The sequence below is a fragment of the Synechocystis sp. IPPAS B-1465 genome (assembly GCF_003015225.1).
In the GTDB taxonomy this organism is placed as follows: Bacteria; Cyanobacteriota; Cyanobacteriia; order Cyanobacteriales; family Microcystaceae; genus Synechocystis.
This window is the reverse complement of sequence record NZ_CP028094.1, coordinates 1,199,680-1,219,280: the sequence shown is the minus strand read 5'-3', so window position 1 is coordinate 1,219,280 and position 19,601 is coordinate 1,199,680. Positions and strand designations below refer to the sequence as shown.

Sequence of the window (19,601 nt, the reverse complement as noted above, 5' to 3'; positions counted from 1 at the left end):
ACTCTCTCTCTGCCCACTAAAAACTAACCCAATTTTCTAAGGCCTGTGACAGAAGTGAATTTATCAGTTGTTAGTTGTAGTTCCACGGGAAAGACGGATCCCGGTCTAGTTCGTCAGTACAATCAGGATAGTTTTTACCTTGATCCAGAGGGACGATTTTACATTGTCGCCGATGGTATGGGGGGGCACGCCGGAGGAGAAGAGGCCAGTCGGATTGCAGTGGAAAGGGTACGGGATTACCTGGACACCTACTGGCAATCGGAGATTACCTCGGAACAATTGCTGAGGGATGCACTAATGGATGCCAATGAAGGTATTCTTGAGGATCAAAAAATTAACCTGGAACGGCGGGATATGGGTACCACCGCAGTGTTAATCGCCTTTCGGGAAGATGGTGCTTGGCGGGCCCATGTGGGGGATTCTCGCCTATATCGTTTACGAAATCAGCAATTGGAGCGGGTGACGGAGGACCATACCTGGGTGGCCAGGGCCTTGAAAATGGGGGACATTGACCCGGCCCAGGCTAAGGTCCACCCCTGGCGCCATGTGCTGTTTCAATGTTTGGGGCGGCAGGATTTGAATTTTATCGAGGTGGAAGCTCTAGATGCCCAACCGGGAGACACCTTTATGATGTGTAGCGATGGCTTAACGGAGGAAGTGCCCGATAATTTAATTGAAAAAATCCTCACTGGTCAGGGGAATTGTGATGATCAGGCTGTCCAATTAATTGAAGAAGCCAAAAATGCCGGCGGCTCGGACAACATCACCATAGTGCTTGTGGATTTTTCTGAGGATAACCAGGACAGTTAATAGATTTAGTATGCGCGAAGACATAAAGAGTGAGTGATTCCACCAATTTAACCATTGCGGAAGAGACCTTGGCCCTGTTGGAGTGGCCCAGGCTTTGTCAGCATTTGTCCACTTTTACCCAAACTCCCTTAGGGGCGATCGCCGCCCGCTACTTATTGCCCCCTTCCCAGTGGGAAGAAAGTCGGGAATTGCTAGCCCAAACCCAGGCGGTGGAATCGATTGAAAATTCTCCGGAAAGTAATTGGCATTTTAAAGGTATTGCCGACATTACTGAACCTTTGGCCCGGGTAGAACGGGGCGGTTTGGTTACGGGGCTGGAACTGTTGGCGATCGCCGGCACGTTAGCAGGGGTAAGGAGATTGCGGCGGGTCATCGAAGAACGGGATGACCTGGAAATTTTGCAAACCTTGGTGGCGGAAGTAAGAACCCTACCGGAATTGGAACAGGCCATCCACCATTGCCTAGGGGAAGATGGCAAAGTGGCCGAGCGGGCTAGCCCCAAATTGGGGGAAATTCGCCAAAAATTAAAGGCTGTACGGGAGCAAATCCAGCAAAAGCTACAAAAAATCATTCAACGCCAAAGCAATGCCCTCCAGGAAGCAGTAATTACCCAACGGGGGGACAGATTTGTTTTACCCATCAAAGCGGGTTACAAAGAACAGATGCCCGGCATTGTCCATGATAGTTCCGCCAGTGGTAACACCCTGTATGTGGAGCCCCAAGCCATTGTGGAATTGGGCAATAAACTGCGGCAAGCCCGTCGTCAGGAGCAAACGGAAGAAGAACGGATTCTGCGACAACTGAGTGATCAAGTTTTAGAAGTTCTGCTGGATTTGGAACATCTGTTGGCGATCGCCACCCGCTTGGATTTGGCCACGGCCAGAGTACGCTATAGCTTTTGGTTGGGGGCCCATCCTCCCCAATGGTTGACCCCAGGAGATGAAAAGCCGATTACGTTACGACAATTGCGCCATCCCCTGCTCCATTGGCAGGCAGAAAAAGAAGGGGGGCCCGCTGTGGTTCCCATCACGTTAACCATTGATTCTCAAATTCGAGTCATTGCCATTACTGGACCCAATACGGGCGGCAAAACCGTTACCCTCAAAACTCTGGGTTTGGTGGCCTTGATGGCCAAAGTGGGGTTATACATTCCTGCTAAGGAAACAGTGGAAATGCCCTGGTTTGCCCAGATATTAGCGGATATTGGCGATGAACAGTCTTTACAACAAAATCTTTCCACCTTTTCGGGGCATATTTGCCGCATTATCCGCATTTTGCAGGCTTTGCCCTCTGGAGTTCAGGATGTATTGGACCCGGAAATTGATTCTCCCAACCATCCAATTTTTCCATCTTTAGTCTTGCTGGACGAAGTAGGGGCCGGCACCGATCCTACCGAGGGTAGTGCCCTGGCGATCGCCCTATTGCGTCATTTAGCAGACCAGCCCTGTTTAACGGTGGCCACCACCCATTATGGGGAATTGAAGGCGCTGAAATACCAGGATGCCCGGTTTGAAAATGCCTCAGTGGAATTTGATGACCAAAGTCTCAGCCCCACCTACCGTTTGCTTTGGGGGATTCCTGGCCGTTCCAACGCCCTGGCGATCGCCCAACGTTTAGGTTTGCCCCTAGCCATAGTTGAACAGGCTAAGGATAAATTAGGCGGTTTTTCCGAAGACATTAACCAAGTCATTGCGGGGTTGGAGAGTCAGCGACGGGAACAGGAACAAAAGGCAGCCAATGCACAAAAGCTACTCCAGGAAACGGAAATTTTTTACCAACAGGTTTCCCAAAAAGCGGCCAGTCTGCAGGCGAGGGAAAGGGAATTAAAGTCTTATCAAGACCAGGAAGTGCAACAGGCGATCGCCGCCGCCAAGGAAGAAATTGCCAAAGTTATCCGCCAACTGCAACGGGGTAAACCTAGCGCTCAAAAGGCTCAGCAGGCGACGGAGATTCTCGGACAGATTCAGGCTGAACAAAAAGCAAAAGTTGCCCCTAAACCAATTGGTTACCAGCCCACAGTGGGGGAACGTATTCGTATTCCTAGTTTTGGCCAAACCGCCGAAGTGACCCAGGTCAATGCCACTGCCCAAACTGTTAACGTCACCCTAGGTTTGATGAAAATGACGGTGCCCATGGCGGACATTGAATCCCTAAACGGCAAAAAGGTGGAGCCGCCTCCTAAGTCGGAACCTGTGCCGAAAAAAGTTAAAGCCGAGCCTCCAGCAACTGAAGCTAAATCCCCGCCGGTGCTAGTGCGGACAGAAAAAAATACGTTGGACTGCCGCGGCGATCGCCTAGAGCGGGCCGAATCCCGCTTGGAAAAAGCCCTTAATCAAGCTTTAGATGCCGGGGTGTTATGGATTATCCATGGCAAAGGTACGGGAAAATTACGCCAAGGAGTGCAGGAATATTTGTCCCACCATCCCTTGGTAAAAAGTTATGCCCTAGCGCCCCAAAATGACGGGGGAGCTGGGGTAACCATTGCTTATTTGCGGTAATGGTCTTGGAGAAACTCCGTAAAGAGTTTAACTTTAGTGGCCAGGTGGCGGTTAACCGGATAAATCAGGGAAACAGTTAATTCCCGTAGGCAATAGTCCGGCAAGATGATTTGCATTTTTCCTGCCTCTAAATAGGGTTGGACAATAAATTGGGGCAATAACGCAATCCCCAAACCCTGGGCCACGGCGATCGCCAAAGCTTCCCCATTATTGGAGCAAAAATTGCCACTAACAGATATAACTTTTTCCCCTGCTTGACCGAGAAATTGCCACTGACTCCCCCCACTGGAATAACCATAAAGTAAGCAATTGTGGCGCTGTAAATCCTCGAGAGCTTGGGGCATTCCCCGTACAGCTAAATATTCCGGTGACGCACAGAGTAGTAACTTAGTCTGAAATAAAGGTTGACAGATCAAACTAGCCGATTCCAGCGGTTGGGCAATGCGAATCAATAAATCGTAACCCTCGGCGATCGCGTCCACAAATCGATCCTCCAGAGTTAACTGCACTTCCACTTGGGAATGTAAAGCCATAAACTTCGCCACCAGCGGCGCAATGTACATGGTGCCAAAGGTCATGGGTGCATTAACTCGCAACAGACCCTTCGGTTCCCCATGGAGTTGGGACACTGACAATTCTGCTTCCTCTAAATCTGCCAAAATTTGCACCGATTTTTCATAAAAGGCTATCCCTGTGGGGGTGGGGGTCACTTTACGGGTACTGCGGTGGAGAAGCTGTACTTTAAGCTCATTTTCTAGGGCAATCACCATCTTATTCACCGTTGATCGCCCCAGATTCATTTTCCGCGCCGCCGCCGCAAAACTGCCCTCCCGCACAACTTGGGTAAAGGCGTAAATACTTTCAAGTTTGTCCATTGATATTCCTATTGTCCCTATTTTGGATGCAATCTGTGCTTAAAATACTATATTGTCTTTATTGGGGATGCAAACTAGAATGGGAACCAAGGTCACAAACCTCAACCGACAAAAATAACGGAGGTCATCATGATCACACTCCGCCCCTCCGAAGCCCGGGGTCATGGCAAACTCGACTGGCTAGATAGTTATTTCAGCTTTTCCTTTTCCCATTACTATGACCCCGCCCACATGAATTTCTCCAATCTGCGGGTCATTAATGAAGACTACATTGCCCCTGGTCAGGGTTTTGCCACCCATGGTCACAAAGATATGGAAATTGTCACCTACGTCCTGGAGGGAGAACTGGAACACAAAGATAGTATCGGCAATGGTTCAATTATTCGTCCTGGGGATGTGCAACGCATGAGTGCGGGCACCGGCATCCTCCACAGCGAATTTAATCCCTCCCCCGATCAACCCGTTCATCTGTTGCAAATTTGGATCACTCCCAATCAATTTGGGGTAGAACCCAGTTATGAGCAAAAGTTTTTCTCCCCGGAAGACAAACAGGGACAATTAAGGCTAGTGGCATCCCCCGATGGTCGGAATGGTTCCGTTACTATCCACCAAGATGCTTGCATTTATGCTTCCGTTCTGGGGCAAGGGGAAACAGTCAGCTACAGCCTATCTAACCGTAGAGCCTGGCTACAGATTATCCGAGGCAATCTGACATTGAATGGAAAAACCCTGAAAACCGGAGACGGAGCAGGCATTAACGAAGAGCAAGCCATCACCTGTACCGGCCAGGGGGAAGCAACGGAATTTCTACTATTTGACCTACCTTAGTGTTGTCGATTTTACCCAATTTTTACCAATATCCTGAGAGGAGAAAATAATGACTGAACCAACCATTGCCGATACAAAACCCATGGTTATGGAGCTTGAAGCCGGAGACTATTATTGGTGTGCCTGCGGCAATTCCACCAACCAACCTTTCTGTGATGGCAAACATAAAGGTACGGGGTTTACCCCACAAAAGTTCACCCTAGAGAAATCACAAAAGGTAGCCCTGTGTCTTTGTAAGCACACCGATAATCCCCCCTTCTGTGATGGTGCCCACGCCAAACTTTAGCAATTTATCAATGACAGATAAACAGATAAAAAGCCATAGCCACTAAATTCGTTGGTGCATCTTCTGCTATTGTAATTAACTTTGCCAGTAGAAGATGTACCCTATTAAGTAATTGTGGCTATCCGAATACCGGCTATACTGGCCAATTTTTATAGGCCTAGATTGAGAACTGCAGCTAGTTTCGTTCTAGTAGAGTATTGAAATCTTTCAGCTATAGTGCAGCCCAGAACTAGGACTTAGATGTGGCGGACTTTTTTTGTCTATTCCTAACGTAAATTGCCCTGTTTTTACGCTCAATTTCAAACAAATCAATCGCCTCAAATAAACTACTTAGCTTGGCATAGCCGTAGTTGCGGGAATCAAAGGATGCTTGGTTTTTGATGTGGCCGCCAATTTCAGCTAAGCTTGACCAGCCATCGTCGTCAATGGTGCTGGAAATGGCACTCCTAAGTAAACTAATTAATTTTGCGTCTTGTTTCAATTCCTTCCCAGTTTTCTTAACACTAGTGGAACTTTGGGTCGCCCCTTCAGAGTTTTCAATTTGATCAATACTTTCCAAGTATAAAAATGTCGAACAAGCATAGACAAAAGGCAAGGGAGTTTTTTTCTCCCCAAAGCCATAAACTTTTAGTCCATTGGTCAAAATCCGCATTACTAAAGGGGTAAAGTCACAATCACTTGACACAATGGCAAAGGCGTCCAACCGTTGGGTGTAGAGCAAATCCATGGCATCAATAATCATGGCGGCATCGGTGGCATTTTTACCCTTGGTGTAATCAAACTGTTGCACGGGACGAATGGCATACTCATGTAAACATTCTTCCCAGGCTTTTAGGTTAGGGCTTTTCCAATTGCCATAGGCTTTACGAATATTGGCTACTCCATATTTGGCAATTTCCGATACGATCGCCTCAATTTTGGACGCTGGGGCATTATCCGCATCAATTAGCAGGGCAATGTTTGATTCCGATTGCGGCATACTTCTCCAAAAAGGGACGATTAACTAAGAATTCTAACTCTAATAATAGTCAAGCAATTAATGGAATTATCTTGAAATTGCTCTAATCTCTTCTAGAATCTCTTGCTTTTCGCTGAAGCTTGCATTATCGCCGGATGTTGGGGTTGGCAAAGTAATTTTCTTTACTAATCTTTATATTCGCTTTTGGTGGGCGAACCTATGATGGTCTTCAGGAGGGCATAGTTTTACATAGTACCTTTGCCTGTTTACACTGAAAGCCTATGTTTTTGTCGTCCTGGAGAAGTTTAGAGCAAAAGTGCCTAGGCGGGCGGTATGTCCTGCAGTCTTTACTGGGTACTGGTGGTTTTGGGGCAGTATTTCTGGCGGAATGCGTCGATGATTCGGCGATCGCCTACAACATCCCCAATGCACGGTGGTAATCCACGGTGCCATCAAATATAGACTTCACAGAAAGACGGGCTTTAACTTTGCCTCCCACCAGTAACTGGCAAAAACTTTTGGCGATCGCCATGACAGATAAACTCCAAGCGGCACACAAGGGGCAACCATCATTAAATTCCCCAAATTCCCCGCAAGCAAGGTTGAGGGTTTTTCCTTTGGTGTTGAAGTAGTGAGTTTTCTCTGACGCTCTGCTAGCTAACCCCGTGGGATGTTGGCAACGCCATCTCATCCTTCAAAGGCTTGCCTAAAACTCTTCAAGCACTTTCTATGGAATGACCTCATCTAGTGGAAGGACGTCCAACGAGTTCTATGGCCAAGGTATTTCCTGAGCGCTATCAAAACTTGATGCTCGGCAAAAATTTACTGCTGGGGACTGGTTTATCCACCTTTAGTAATACTGGTATTCATCTCTGCCGGTACTATAGTTGTAATGCCATTCACCATCAGAGCGTATATTGTTCAAAATTCCCATGCTAGTTTCATGACCCATGCGGTAGATGTCAGACATCCGCTGATAATACTCTGGAGACATGTTAGAAGAAGCTGAAGCTTGGGATGCTTGGATTTGTTGCCCCTGCTGAAATACGGACTGGAGCTGTCCCCCAAACTCAGCTAATTTGTTAATGGCTGGTGGTACTTTGGCGATCGCCGCTTGTAGGATGGCGGTATTTTCTGCCTGATAGGCCTGTTGAATCTGGCCAAGAATTTCTTGCCAAGGGGAAAAAGCCAGAGACCCTAAACCGTTAATGGCAACCACTGTGCTCAAATATTGAGTCTCCATGGAACCGGCTGGCAACATTGGTAACAGCACTTCCCCCGCTTGATAAGCTTGGCTAAAGTTATTAGTAATACGATTAGCCATGGGATATAGCTGTTGGGCCAACGCCAGTAATTGCTCATCAGTTTGGACGTTTTCCATCTCACTAAGCAGTGTCAAAAAGGGCACAATTTCCCCCATGGCATTGGTCATGGATTGATCCATTTGTGCATAGGCCATTTCTGCTTGATTACCTTGGGCTACCAGGGTTTGTGCTGGGGGATAATAACTGGGTGAACTAGCTAATAGATGGTTGGTGCTCGCCAGGGGCGGGGCGATGATAAATACCATAGCCAACGCTTGTTCCAGTTTAAAATTCATAGTTATCATCTCAAGTCATTTTTGTACTATAATTATTGGTGGTTAAACATTAAATTTAGTAACAATTATCCAAATTGGACTTAAATAACTAACTCCTCTATCTGACTTGGTCAAGATGGGGAAAATAAGAACTTTGTTTACTTGCTAGTTTAATTCGTTCCAACCATTGGCGATCGTAAAATTCGGGTATGTTTGACAATCTGTGCAAATTTCTGGCCGAATCCTTTTCCGAAGACTATGCCGCCTGGTTACTGGGACGACCCATTAAATTGACTAAGCTGAGTCCGACGGAACTTTCCCTGGAGCCAATTCGGGCTGACTCCCTGATTTTGGAGCAATCGGAAGACTTGGTGTTGCATCTGGAATTCCAAACGGAGCCTGACCCCACCATGGGCTTTCGGATGTTGGACTATCGGGTAAGGGTTTATCGTCGTTTCCCCCAGAAGACTATGCACCAATTTGTCATCTACCTGAAACGTAGTAACAATGATTTAGTTTATCAGGATAGTTTTCAGGTGGGGGAGACTTTACACCGTTATCAAGCGATTCGGCTTTGGGAGCAACCATCGGAGACATTTCTCCAAAGTCCAGGGTTATTACCCCTAGCGGTATTGACGCAGACCTCTGACCCTACATTAAAATTGAGGGAAGTGGCGACTGCATTGGAACAGATTGAGGATAATCGGGTTAAGGCAAATCTCATGGCAGCAACCTCTGTTTTTGGAGGGATTCTGTTGGCCCCTGAGCTGATCAAGACAATTTTAAGGAGTGAAATTATGAAAGAATCCGCTGTCTATCAAGAAATTTTAGAGGAGGGTAAAATTGCCGGCAAACTAGAAGGTAGGCTGGAGGCGAAACTAGAAACCATACCCCTGTTGAAGAAATTAGGTCTTACAATTGCCGAAATTGCCAAGGAGTTAGATATTGATGTTGAACTGGTTAATAAATTCGTTGCTAACCAAAATAATTAAGGGCTGAAATGGTCATTCGCCGGAATATGACTTGACTGATCTTTTGGCGATCGCCTTTTCAATGGGGAACCTAGAAAGTTGATGGTGGAATGGAACTCTATGCATCTCCGCAAAGCGACTGGCTTCGGCCAGGGTCAATTTTTCTCTCTGAAAAAGCATAATGGCAATTTCCTGGCGCATTTCAGCTTCAGTCATGGGGGTTGCCGTCAAAATATCTTCAGGGACAATAACGCTCACAGCTTAATTTCTCGATAACAAGCCCATTTTAGGGTTTAGGTCTGTGGTTTATTTGACTCGGGCTAACAAAAACAGGGATTGAACGACTATCCATGGCAAGAACTGAGTCTATCCTAATCGCTGTCCCTTCCCCCATATTCCCGGTTCGATTACCATGATGCAGACAGTTAACTAACCAATCCACAGCCCCTGCCGCCAATGTCCCTGTTAGTCCAGAAACCTGAAATTCCTGCCTGCGCTTGGCAACGATCCATTGGTAAGGATTGGGAAAAGCCCTACACTGTACGCTACGCCAGTAACCTTGACGATGGCCCGGACCATGGTATGCCCCTAGGGGGGTTTGGAGCCGGTTGCATTGGGCGATCGCCAACGGGGAAATTTAACCTGTGGCATTTGGACGGGGGCAACCACATTTTTAAAAATTTGCCTGCTTGTCAATTTAGTGTTTACGAACAGGTGGCAGGGGAAGAAGCCAAAGCCTATGCCATGGCAACGGAAGCCCCTGAAGATGGCAGTTTGGACCGTTGGCAATGGTACCCCAAAGAAAAGGGAGAATACAGCGCCCTCTATCCCCGCAGTTGGTACGAATATAAAGACGTTTTTAAAAGTGAATTAATTTGTGAACAGTTTTCCCCAGTGTGGGGCGGCAACTACCAGGAAAGTAGCTATCCCCTGGCGGTTTTTGATTGGACTGTCCATAATCCCACCGATAAACCCATCACCCTGAGCATTATGCTCACCTGGCAGAACAGCGTTGGCTGGTTCACCAATGCCATCAAATCCCCCACTGTCAAATTGCGGGACGATGGTAGCCCAGAGTATGAATACCAACCCCGCTGGGGCGACAGTACAGGGAATTTTAACCAATGGATCCAGGATGGTTTCCGGGTTGGTTGTTTATTTAATCGGGTACAACCCCACGAAGCCCTCCGGGAAGGGGAAGGGCAAATGTGCATCGCCAGCGTTAGTAATCCCAGCGTAGAAGTGTTTTACCATAACCGTTGGAATCCCAGTGGGGATGGGGCAGATGTGTGGGATTGGTTTGCGGGCAATGGCTCCCTACCGGATATCCAGGATGAAACGGCGGCGGAACCGGGGGAACAAATTGCGGGAGCTATCTGTTTACGCTTCACTGTGCGACCAGGAAAAACGAAGAAAATTCCCTTCCTACTGGCGTGGGATTTGCCCATTACGGAATTTGCCCAGGGGGTGACCTATTACCGCCGCTATACGGATTTCTACGGCCGCAATGGCAAAAATGTTTGGTCCATGATCCGCACGGCGTTGAAACATAGCGATACCTGGCGGAAAAAAATTGAAGCTTGGCAGGCTCCCATTCTGGAAAATCCCCGTTTACCGGATTGGCTCAAAATGTCCCTCTTTAATGAGTTATACCTGTTAACCCAGGGGGGAACCCTGTGGACAGCGGCGACGGAAAACGACCCAGTCGGGCAGTTTGGGGTCTGTGAATGCATGGACTACCGCTGGTATGAAAGCTTAGATGTGCGGCTTTACGGCTCCTTTGGGCTATTGATGCATTGGCCTAAGTTGGAGCAGGCGGTGATGTTGGCGTTTGCCCGAGCCATTCCCACGGAAGATCCCAAGGAACGGGTAATTGGCTATAACCTTTCCCTCGCTCCCCGCAAAGTGAAAAATGCCACTCCCCACGATCTGGGGGCTCCCAACGAGCATCCTTGGGAAAGGAGTAATTACACTGCTTACCAGGACTGTAACCTCTGGAAGGATTTGGGCAGTGACTTTGTTTTATTGGTCTATCGAGACTTTTTACTTTTACCCGATGCGGATGGGGAATTTTTGGGGGAATGTTGGCCCAGCATTGTGGCGGCGTTGGATTATCTGAAAGGATTTGATCTTGATAACGATGGTATTCCCGAAAATTCCGGCGCACCGGATCAAACCTTTGACGATTGGCGCTTGCAGGGTATTAGTGCCTACTGTGGTGGGCTATGGATTGCGGCCCTAGAGGCGGCTTTGGTGATGGGGCAATATCTGCTGGAAAACCCCCCCCAACAAACGGATCTAGATGCTATGGAAATCCAAACGGCGATCGCCAGGTATGAAACTTGGTTAGCCCAAGCCCGTAGTTTGTACCAAGACACCCTTTGGAATGGGGAATACTACAACCTAGATAGTCAAAGCGGTTCCAAGGTGGTGATGGCGGATCAACTGTGTGGGCAATTTTATGCCCGGTTATTGAATCTGCCGGATGTGGTGGAGCACCATTACGCTGAAAAGGCTTTAGCCAAGGTGTACGACACCTGTTTCCTCAAATTTGCCCATGGTGAACTGGGAGCCGCCAATGGTCTTTTACCCGACGGTTCCCCCCAAAATCCCAACGATACCCATCCCTTGGAAGTTTGGACGGGGATTAACTTCGGTTTAGCGGCCTTTTTGATCCAAATGGGCATGAAAGAAGAAGCTTTAAAAATGACAGAGACGGTGGTTAATCAGGTGTATAACAATGGTTTACAGTTCCGCACTCCAGAGGCAATCACTGCGGTGGGTACTTTCCGGGCGAGTCATTATCTGCGGGCCATGGCAATCTGGGCTGTGTACGGCTTGCTAGAGGGTTTTAGCAATTTACCCATTGCTCCCGCCGATGACGAGGTACCCACTAGCGATTTTTATTGAAATCCCCAGGAAAAAGTCGAGTAATTGCCCCTGTCCTTGCCATTTCATCCCATGGAAAAATCCCGTCAGTTTGACCTTGCTCCCTACATTGACCACGCTGCCCTAGACCCCGCCACCACCCGTGAGGCGATCGCCACTTGCTGCGCCCAAGCCCTACACCATAAATTTGTTGCGGTGTGTGTTTATCCCAGCGCTTTATCCCAAGCCGTGGAATTGTTGAGGGGGAAAAAAGTGGAAATTTGTGCGGTAATTGGTTTTCCCTCCGGAGCTAGCACCAGCGGCAGTAAACTTTATGAGGCCCAGGAAGCAGCGGAATTGGGGGCCACCGAATTGGATGTGGTAATTAATCTGGGATTATTAAAAGACGGTAATACGGAAGCCGTTTATAACGACATTGCCCCCATTGTGGAAGCCACAGGGCTAACAGTGAAAGCCATTTTGGAAATGGGCCGGCTCACGGAATCGGAAAAAAGATTAGCAGCGGAAATTTGTTTGGATGCAGGGGTGCAATACCTTAAAACCAGCACCGGCTGGGGCAAGGGGGCCACCGTTGCCGATGTGCGGTTGTTACATCAAATCAGTCAAGGACGGGTGGGGATTAAAGCATCCGGAGGGATTCGCACAGTGGAGCAAGCCATAGCATTAATCGAGGCCGGCGCCACCCGCTTGGGCACTTCCCGGGGAGTGGAATTGATTCAGCAGCAACAACAATTGTGGGAACAAGGTTAGCCAAACCAAACTAAAACTAACTAAACCTAGCTTCCCAGAAATGCTACCAATTGTTGTAGTTTGTCCCAACCCGCCCCCTGACTCAAAATGTCTTTGGCCAAATGAATGCCTTGGCCATGGTCACCCCAGGGCACCGCATCGCCCACCTGGAGGGCTAAGGAGGCATTGAGTGCTACTGCATCAATCTGGGCCTGGGTTCCCTTTCCCTGCAAAACTTGGCTGAGGATGGTCACATTTTCGGCTAAATCCCCTCCCTTTAAGGCCGTCAAAGGCGCCGGAGCTAAACCGAAATTCTGGGGATCCAATACCTGGGGGGTCACTTCTCCCTGGTTAAAACTAGCTATGTCCGTGGGAGCCCCCAAACCAGCTTCGTCTAATTGCTCCCGACCGTGGAGCACCATGGCCCTGGCAGTGCCCAAATTTTTTAAGGCGATCGCCATGACGGAGAGAAAATCTGGTGAATAAACCCCAATCACTTGCCCTGTGGGACGGAGAGGATTAACCAATGGGCCCAACAAATTGAATACAGTGCGGACTTTAAGGGTTTTGCGAATGGGAGCCACACTTTTGAGGGCCGGATGCCAACCCGGCGCAAACAAGAATGTGATGCCCACTGCCGACACCGCTGCCGCCACCTGGTCTGCCCCAGCTTGGAGGTTAAGCCCTAACGCCTCTAGGACATCAGCAGAGCCAACTTTGCTAGAAGCAGAACGGTTACCATGTTTAGCTACTTTCACCCCAGCCGCGGCCACCACAAAAGCCACCGCCGTGGAAATATTAAAAGTTGAAGAGCCATCCCCCCCAGTGCCACAGGTGTCTACCAACGGGGCCACCATCTCCCGCCCTTGGTTCCCCTGGGACTGTTCCTGGAGTACCTGGGCCATGCCCGTCAACTCTTCGGGATCTAACCCCTTAGCTTGGATTGCCGCCAGTATCGCTCCGGAAAGGGCCGGTGGAATATCGTCGTCCAGCCAACCCTCCATTAACTGCACTGCCTGCTGACGGGTGAGGGATTGCCGGTCCAACAACTGCTGGAGAAAGGGGGGCCAAGGGGAAGAAGCCGTGGTATTCACAACAATGGAAAAAATACGAGAAAACTAATTGCCCCTTATTTTACGGGGTTAGGGCGGCCTTTCCCGTGGGAATGACAGAATTTCCAATTTCCAGGTAAATAACAGTCATTGTCCATACTTAGCCTAAAAAATTTTACCTATGCTGAAATCATTACCCGGTCAAAGGGACGGGGATAGACCCAAAATTATCTGCTCGTCTTAGAAAGTGTTTGAAAAGTGCGAGGCTAGGTATTTATCCCCCCAAATCTCCTCACTAAAGCTCCGGCTTAAAAAGGGGGACTTTCGACGTTGATTCTACGGAGAAAAAAGCTTATTTCTTGCGTCTAGGATTTGTTTAAAACTCTTAAGGTGGCGATCAATTTTCCTGGATATCTATCTTGTGGAGGAGGAAATTTGCAATCAAATTTTAATCAACAATAAACCAAAGGATGCCGCCAGAGTGAATACCAAACCACCAACAAATAATTGCCCGGCACGAAACCGAGCAAAGCTAAACACTTTGGCCTGCCGAACTTCCACCAGTAAGGCAAACCGATAGGCAGGCAACCAACGATAAACTCCCAAAACAGGTATTTGTTCATAGTTTAAATACATGCCTTGACCACTTTCCATCTCCAAAGCCCTATTAATGCCATTACTTTTTAGGGTGGGGATTGAAATGACATCTTCGGTGGTATTGATTTTATTTTCTCCTCGATGAATATTCTGGCTCACAAAAGTGTTGGTGGTTAAAGATAATCCTCCTACTAGGTAACTTTCCACCTCCCCCATTAATTGCTCTGTATTTTCCTCCTGGGCCACGGGTTGACGAATCCATTGGTCAAGATCAGACAAGTTTAAATCTATGGTCAGCACCCCAATTCTTTTTTCTGATTGATCAAACAAAGGAGTTGCTAGGGTTATCATCGGTAGTTGATTGGTGGCAGACTGATAAAAATTTGGTGTAAAATTATTGATATTTTCCAGCTTAAAATAGGTTGTAGTATTTTGTAGAGGACGATATTGACCCTCCTGATTGGGGTCAGTGGAAAAGATCACCATGCCACTATTGGTGATTAATGAAGTGGCTAGGCGTTGTTGATATTTTTGATTAAAATGTTTGTGTAAATAGTGGTAGGCTTGCTGATACTCAGGGTTAGTATTAAGTCTTTGAGTCAACAAAATACTGGCATTTTTTTTGACTTGGGTGTCTGTTAAGTCTGCCTTAAAATCAGTTTTTAATTGACTAAACCAATGATTTGATTGCTCAATTTTTACCTCTGTCATCTCTGTCAAAAATTCAAACGTGGGTTGAATTACAGCTTGGCGTAGATTAACGTAGATAATAAAGGCAGTAAAACTAGTGCAGGATAAACAGGCTAAAAGCACATAACTCAGGAACCTGTGTCGCCAGCTTTGCATAAATAAATTATTTCCATTGACTAAAAATATCAGTTATTTTTTTTATGGCTTGATCGGCTCCTTTTTCAGGCGTGATTTGATTGGTGGCAATGGCGTGAATAACTTCTCCCCAGACATTTTGGGCCAGAACTTCACTATAGGCCGGGTTAAGTAAGACATAGGAACTACGGGTATTGTCAAATTGGGTAATGGCTACCGCAATGTGGGGATCCTTTCCATTAGACCAAAATTCATTGGCGGCGATCGCCGGCATAACCGGCAAAAATCGTCCCTGGGCTCCTTCTAAATATGCTTCCAAATTTTCTGTCTTGACCAAGAATGCCACTAAATTTTTTGCTTCCTCTAGGCGATCAGTCTCGGCCAGGATGGCAATTTGCTTAATAGAAGTTATATAGCGCATGGGAGTGTTATCTGGCTTATTAGGCCAAGGGATGGTCCTCATTCTTTGAAAATAATTAATTTCGTCTCCCTTTTGAGAGCCCGGAATTGAGAGGGAACCATTGGCAGTCATCAAGGTACCATTACTCAAAAAATTAATATTATTGTCCGGATCTCCCCATTCGATGGCATTGGGAGGAACAAAATTTTCCAAATAGGGATTGGTATAGGCTTCCAATGCATTAATAATGCCTTGGCGGACTTGGGGATTATCAAAACGGAGTTTGCCCTCATCATCTAAAAGCTGCACATTATAAGCTTCTAAAAACTGTTCAAACACGATAAAAGTATCAGTTGCAATTGCAGACATAGGTAAACCAATGGCGTAAATATTATCAATATTCTGCTTAATTAAATTCGTTTGAGCTACTTCCCAGAAGCGCCAAAAACTATCCCATTCTGTAGGAAGCTGAGCGTCGCTAATTTCCGCTTGGGCTAGTAAATCTTGCCAATAATGAATATAGGTTGTTTGTTGGGCAATGGGGACAGCACAGTAGGAACGCTGGCGAGTTTGATTATTAAAATAATTAACGCTTTGAAGAGCTTCTGGATCATAAAATTGTTTGATCGGCTCAATGATACTAGAAACATCAGCTAATTTTCCTTCCCATGCTAGTCGGGGCAGAAGCACTAAATCAAGATTATAACTATAAATAATATCCGGTGGATTACCGGCCTTGATGGCATTTTCCAGCTGTTGCACTAAATCTTTTTCACTAAAAAAAATTATCTGAACATTAGCTTGACTTTCAGCCTGCCAGGCATCAATGGAAGATTGAATCGCTTCCGTTTCTTCTGGGTAATAACCTTCACTCCACCATATGTTTAACACATTGTCATCAGCAGGTGTTAAAATTTGGTTAACCTGACCTGAATTACAGCTAAATAAGAAGAAAGAACCAAAGGTTACCAGACAAATAGTAATGGGAAAAGATAAAAATCTTGGTAAAGTTTTATGCAAAATGTTGATTCCATTCAGTGATTAATGGCGAGTTTCGTGTAACCAAATTTACCAAGTGGTAAAGCCCCATAGCCAGAAAGGCAGGGTGAAAAATAACATCAAAGAGCTTAGCCCCAAGCACGTCACCACCAAATCTCGGTCTAGATCGTAGGCCTCTGCTAATATCAGGCTAGCAAAAGCAGAAGGCATGGATGATTGTAGTACCAAGACTAGGCGAGGCGGGCCACTCAATCCAGCAGTGGTTAGGGCCATGGCGATAACTAGGGGAACTAAAAGCATTTTAATCGAGACAGCGCTGAAAGCAATCTTAATGTTGCCCCATGAGTCGAGTTGTTGTAGCCGCATGCCCATCAATATTAGGGAAAGCATGATTATCGACCAAGCAAACCACCCTAAAGAAATATCTAACCAGGGAGGAAAGACTATAGGACGCAAAATCAAACCAATGATAAAAGCAATTAAAGTAGGATTTTTAACTAAGATAACTAAGTTGTTTTTTAGCCATTGAAAAATTTTTAATATAGACGACTTAATATGGTCAGTAATAGTCTTTTGATTAATAGGAAATACTGGTGAATCGAGACCAAAGCTGATTATTTTGTTGGGATTAGTAAGTAAACTACGACTGGCTAAAATTGAGCCTAAGCCATAGGCGGCTAAAAAAGTTCCTAAAAGATCATACAAAATTGCCCAACCAAAATAGTCTGGCCCCAGTTGGGGAAGCAATAGAATAATTGGAAAGCCGATGTAACTAGTATTGCCCACTGTACTAACTAAAGTAAAACTAGTTTGGAAAGCAAGGGATGGTTTGGGAAAAAGGGTTTGGACCCAGAGCCAGCTTAGAAAAATCCCCAGTACAACCGCGCCCCAAGCTACGATGGGGGAGAGCCAAATTCCTCCGGATAAATTCGCTTTATGAACAAAGTTAATTACCCCTAGGGGAACTCCAAACCAAAAGAGAAACTTACCCAAGTAATTGGGAACTACTAGGGACAGATGCTTGTTTTTTGAAAAGTTTCCCTGCAGTTTTTCAAGGGAAAAACTCAATAAAACACCAGTTAAAATTGCCACACTAATAGGCAAATACAGTCGAAAAATAATAATCAAGAATGAATTCATTGGTCAATCATGATTAATGGTAAACAATTAACGGCTCTTGTAGAAAAGCAATACGTAGGTCTTGAGATTCGTGATTGTAATATTGCCCGTAATTTATCGCTAATTCTAAACATTGTTGGGGTGAATAAACAGTCAAATTAATGCCCCGAATTCCTAGTAAATTTAGATGAATTTTTTGTTTATCTAATATTTTCCTTAATGCTGGAGGAAGATAGTTGTTCAAATCGGGATCTAGTTTAGCCAAATAATCTAGTACGGTTTGATTGTCCGTGGCTAGCAAAAAAGTTTCAAATTTATGCAGTAATTTTAAACAACGTAAAACTCTTTGCCCACCTTCTCCCAAACCTTCAGATAATTGATAATATTGCTGGAGTTGATCTATTTTAGTAATCACTGCTCCTAAATTTTCGTGGGTGAGATAAATATCAAGTAATTCTTGAATAGATTTTGCCTCTTCACTGTATTCATTGGCATAATTGGCTAAGGTTGCTTGCAGAAATTCCCTAGTATTAATTTGGTGTTTAGATGAGTTAGGCAACTCTTGGATAATCAACACTACATTTCTGATCATTACAAGAAAATCATCAAATTCACTAATGAGTTGTAAATGGTGATACCAAGCAGTTAAAACTTGTCGACGGTAAGTTTTGATAATACCAATTACATCATCGAAATTTTCACACATTTGTAACTGACTACTAAATAATTTTATTTTGCTGTGCACTATTTTTTGCAAGACATCTAATTGCTTTTTAGTCCCTTGGTTACCAATACCACCATGGTTTTGTTGTTCCAGACAAGGGTTAAATAGGAGGGCAACTCTTTGACGAGGAGTATCGGCTAGCAGACAATTTTCTTGACTATCCCACTCGCATACGTATTGTAAAGCTCTAGCGCCAGCTAAAATATCAGTGCCTTTTTTGATATCTGTATCCACCACTAGAATATGAATTTTTTCTGGTAAATGAACAGTGCGACTTTCTTTGGCGATCGCCGTCAGAGCTTGTCGGTCTTGATCCTTTTGGCCGAACCAAAAACCATTAACATGCTGATTTTCCAAGGAAACAACGGAAAAGCCGAGGGGATAGGTGCGAGCAAGGCAAGGAGTACGAGTTAATAGAGATTGATTAAAGCACTCTACTAAATAATCCAAGGTATGAACAAAGGCATTTTGTGTTAGGTCTAGACTGATTGGCGAACTTAGTAAAACTTTGGTGCTATGACTACGACGAATGGCCTGAATATTGGCCAAACCTACCACTAACATTTTATTCAAGCCGCCACTTCCGCCCCTTCTTTCGTAGGGATGTATCTCTGTGTCTCCTGCTACAATAGTAAGGTGATGTTGCCACAATTCCCCAGGCAAAGAAAGAAAATATTCTTGAGACGGATTGAAATTATCGGATAGTTTTGTTGTTTTTATTTGAGGTTTTTGATTTAACTCATTGGTTTGATTAGGAAAATCAAATTGGTTTTTTATCAATAAATTTTCATCTAAATCAGATAAATTAACCGTATTTAAATCGGCGATCACTTCTTGTAACTGGGCAGTGTTTCTATTCAAATTTGCAAAACTGTAATTGGAAACTTCATCAATTTTTAATCGATCTTGCACCTTAATTTTTACTTGGGGTTCCAGGGGGGCAATTGTGGTCTGTTGACGAATAGTAATTCCCAGATTAATCAATTTTTGATAACGCTCCCCCCCCAAATATTCACTCACACTTTTATGTGTCATAGGGGGATGGGTACCTAAACCAAAAAGGATGCTGAATTGTAAATGCTTATAGGTTTCCTGGAAGTAAAAAATAGCGTCTAACAGTAGGCGAACCGCAATGGCGGTGCGGGTGTGATCCGGAAAAACTAGTAATAACCTAGCTGGAATATCGCTATCTAGTATTCCCAATTTTTCTAGGGCTTTTTCTAGGTAATCAATGCAAGCTTTAAACACCTGATCATGACCAAAATGTTCATATAAATTCATTCTTGCAGTCAAATAATGACTGCCTTCAGGTAAACTTAAACAGAGCTCAGGAAAACTTTGCAACCTAATAGACTGCTGGCCGTGAAATTTAGATAATGGTTCTGGTTGGCGCGGGGCAATACGGCAATAGTTTGGCAGAGGTAACATCGCCATGAAAAAAGAAACAATAACAAAGAAAAGG

General features: G+C 45.5%; 18 protein-coding genes. 8 read left to right on the top strand and 10 right to left on the bottom strand.

Annotation, left to right across the window (positions count from 1 at the left end):
• Nucleotides 1-45 precede the first annotated feature (45 nt).
• Together C7I86_RS05705 and C7I86_RS05700 are read left to right on the top strand one after the other, a co-directional pair.
• Nucleotides 46-810 (top strand): PP2C family serine/threonine-protein phosphatase, encoded by a 765-nt coding sequence (locus tag C7I86_RS05705; RefSeq protein ID WP_010872301.1) that lies wholly within the window; start codon nt 46-48, stop codon nt 808-810.
• A gap of 29 nt (nt 811-839) precedes the next feature.
• Complete coding sequence (locus C7I86_RS05700) at nt 840-3,308, top strand: endonuclease MutS2 (protein ID WP_010872300.1); 2,469 nt, start codon at nt 840-842, stop codon at nt 3,306-3,308.
• On the opposite strand, the gene C7I86_RS05695 is transcribed toward C7I86_RS05700, so the two are convergent.
• Nucleotides 3,296-4,183: a LysR family transcriptional regulator gene (locus C7I86_RS05695; RefSeq protein ID WP_010872299.1), complete on the bottom strand. Its 888-nt coding sequence runs from the start codon at nt 4,181-4,183 to the stop codon at nt 3,296-3,298. The two genes, C7I86_RS05700 and C7I86_RS05695, sit on opposite strands and share 13 nt — an antisense overlap.
• A 129-nt stretch (nt 4,184-4,312) precedes the next feature.
• On the opposite strand from C7I86_RS05695, the gene C7I86_RS05690 reads away from it, so the two are divergent.
• Both C7I86_RS05690 and C7I86_RS05685 read left to right on the top strand, forming a co-directional pair.
• Entirely contained in the window at nt 4,313-5,011 is a 699-nt protein-coding gene (locus C7I86_RS05690) for a pirin family protein (RefSeq protein WP_010872298.1), read from the top strand.
• Nucleotides 5,012-5,060: 49 nt separating this feature from the next.
• On the top strand, nt 5,061-5,297 hold the full coding sequence (locus tag C7I86_RS05685) for a CDGSH iron-sulfur domain-containing protein (RefSeq protein ID WP_020861649.1): 237 nt from the start codon (nt 5,061-5,063) through the stop codon (nt 5,295-5,297).
• A gap of 229 nt (nt 5,298-5,526) precedes the next feature.
• Here C7I86_RS05685 and C7I86_RS05680 read toward each other — a convergent pair whose 3' ends face one another.
• On the bottom strand, nt 5,527-6,276 hold the full coding sequence (locus C7I86_RS05680) for an NYN domain-containing protein (protein ID WP_010872297.1): 750 nt from the start codon (nt 6,274-6,276) through the stop codon (nt 5,527-5,529).
• Nucleotides 6,277-6,536: 260 nt separating this feature from the next.
• Here C7I86_RS05680 and C7I86_RS18725 point away from each other — a divergent pair, with 260 nt between their 5' ends.
• Nucleotides 6,537-6,695: a hypothetical protein gene (locus C7I86_RS18725; RefSeq protein ID WP_158299073.1), complete on the top strand. Its 159-nt coding sequence runs from the start codon at nt 6,537-6,539 to the stop codon at nt 6,693-6,695.
• Here the strand turns inward: C7I86_RS18725 and C7I86_RS05675 are convergent.
• Nucleotides 6,668-6,946 carry a hypothetical protein gene (locus C7I86_RS05675; RefSeq protein ID WP_020861648.1) on the bottom strand — a complete coding sequence of 93 codons (279 nt, stop codon included), beginning with the start codon at nt 6,944-6,946 and terminating at the stop codon, nt 6,668-6,670. The two genes, C7I86_RS18725 and C7I86_RS05675, sit on opposite strands and share 28 nt — an antisense overlap.
• Nucleotides 6,947-7,105: 159 nt before the next feature.
• Nucleotides 7,106-7,855 (bottom strand): hypothetical protein, encoded by a 750-nt coding sequence (locus C7I86_RS05670; RefSeq protein ID WP_020861647.1) that lies wholly within the window; start codon nt 7,853-7,855, stop codon nt 7,106-7,108.
• A gap of 188 nt (nt 7,856-8,043) precedes the next feature.
• Between C7I86_RS05670 and C7I86_RS05665 the strand changes: the two genes are divergently transcribed.
• Nucleotides 8,044-8,826, top strand: a complete 783-nt coding sequence (locus C7I86_RS05665; RefSeq protein ID WP_010872295.1) for an Rpn family recombination-promoting nuclease/putative transposase — start codon at nt 8,044-8,046, stop codon at nt 8,824-8,826.
• Nucleotides 8,827-8,838: 12 nt separating this feature from the next.
• Here the strand turns inward: C7I86_RS05665 and C7I86_RS05660 are convergent, their stop codons facing one another.
• Complete coding sequence (locus tag C7I86_RS05660; protein WP_020861646.1) at nt 8,839-9,063, bottom strand: UPF0175 family protein; 225 nt, start codon at nt 9,061-9,063, stop codon at nt 8,839-8,841.
• A gap of 198 nt (nt 9,064-9,261) precedes the next feature.
• On the opposite strand from C7I86_RS05660, the gene C7I86_RS05655 reads away from it, so the two are divergent.
• Entirely contained in the window at nt 9,262-11,715 is a 2,454-nt protein-coding gene (locus C7I86_RS05655) for a GH116 family glycosyl hydrolase (protein ID WP_010872294.1), read from the top strand.
• Between the two features lie 51 nt (nt 11,716-11,766).
• Nucleotides 11,767-12,444 carry a deoxyribose-phosphate aldolase gene (gene deoC / locus C7I86_RS05650; RefSeq protein ID WP_010872293.1) on the top strand — a complete coding sequence of 226 codons (678 nt, stop codon included), beginning with the start codon at nt 11,767-11,769 and terminating at the stop codon, nt 12,442-12,444.
• A gap of 26 nt (nt 12,445-12,470) precedes the next feature.
• On the opposite strand, the gene trpD is transcribed toward deoC, so the two are convergent.
• The 5 genes from trpD to C7I86_RS05625 form a co-directional block, all read right to left on the bottom strand.
• Nucleotides 12,471-13,517 carry an anthranilate phosphoribosyltransferase gene (gene trpD, locus C7I86_RS05645; RefSeq protein ID WP_010872292.1) on the bottom strand — a complete coding sequence of 349 codons (1,047 nt, stop codon included), beginning with the start codon at nt 13,515-13,517 and terminating at the stop codon, nt 12,471-12,473.
• 399 nt (nt 13,518-13,916) lie between these two features.
• Nucleotides 13,917-14,918 carry a cache domain-containing protein gene (locus tag C7I86_RS05640; protein WP_010872291.1) on the bottom strand — a complete coding sequence of 334 codons (1,002 nt, stop codon included), beginning with the start codon at nt 14,916-14,918 and terminating at the stop codon, nt 13,917-13,919.
• 7 nt (nt 14,919-14,925) lie between these two features.
• Nucleotides 14,926-16,188: an ABC transporter substrate-binding protein gene (locus C7I86_RS05635; protein ID WP_010872290.1), complete on the bottom strand. Its 1,263-nt coding sequence runs from the start codon at nt 16,186-16,188 to the stop codon at nt 14,926-14,928.
• 177 nt (nt 16,189-16,365) lie between these two features.
• Entirely contained in the window at nt 16,366-17,436 is a 1,071-nt protein-coding gene (locus C7I86_RS05630; protein WP_010872289.1) for an AEC family transporter, read from the bottom strand.
• Between the two features lie 13 nt (nt 17,437-17,449).
• Nucleotides 17,450-19,420: a hypothetical protein gene (locus tag C7I86_RS05625; RefSeq protein WP_231848052.1), complete on the bottom strand. Its 1,971-nt coding sequence runs from the start codon at nt 19,418-19,420 to the stop codon at nt 17,450-17,452.
• Nucleotides 19,421-19,601 lie beyond the last annotated feature (181 nt).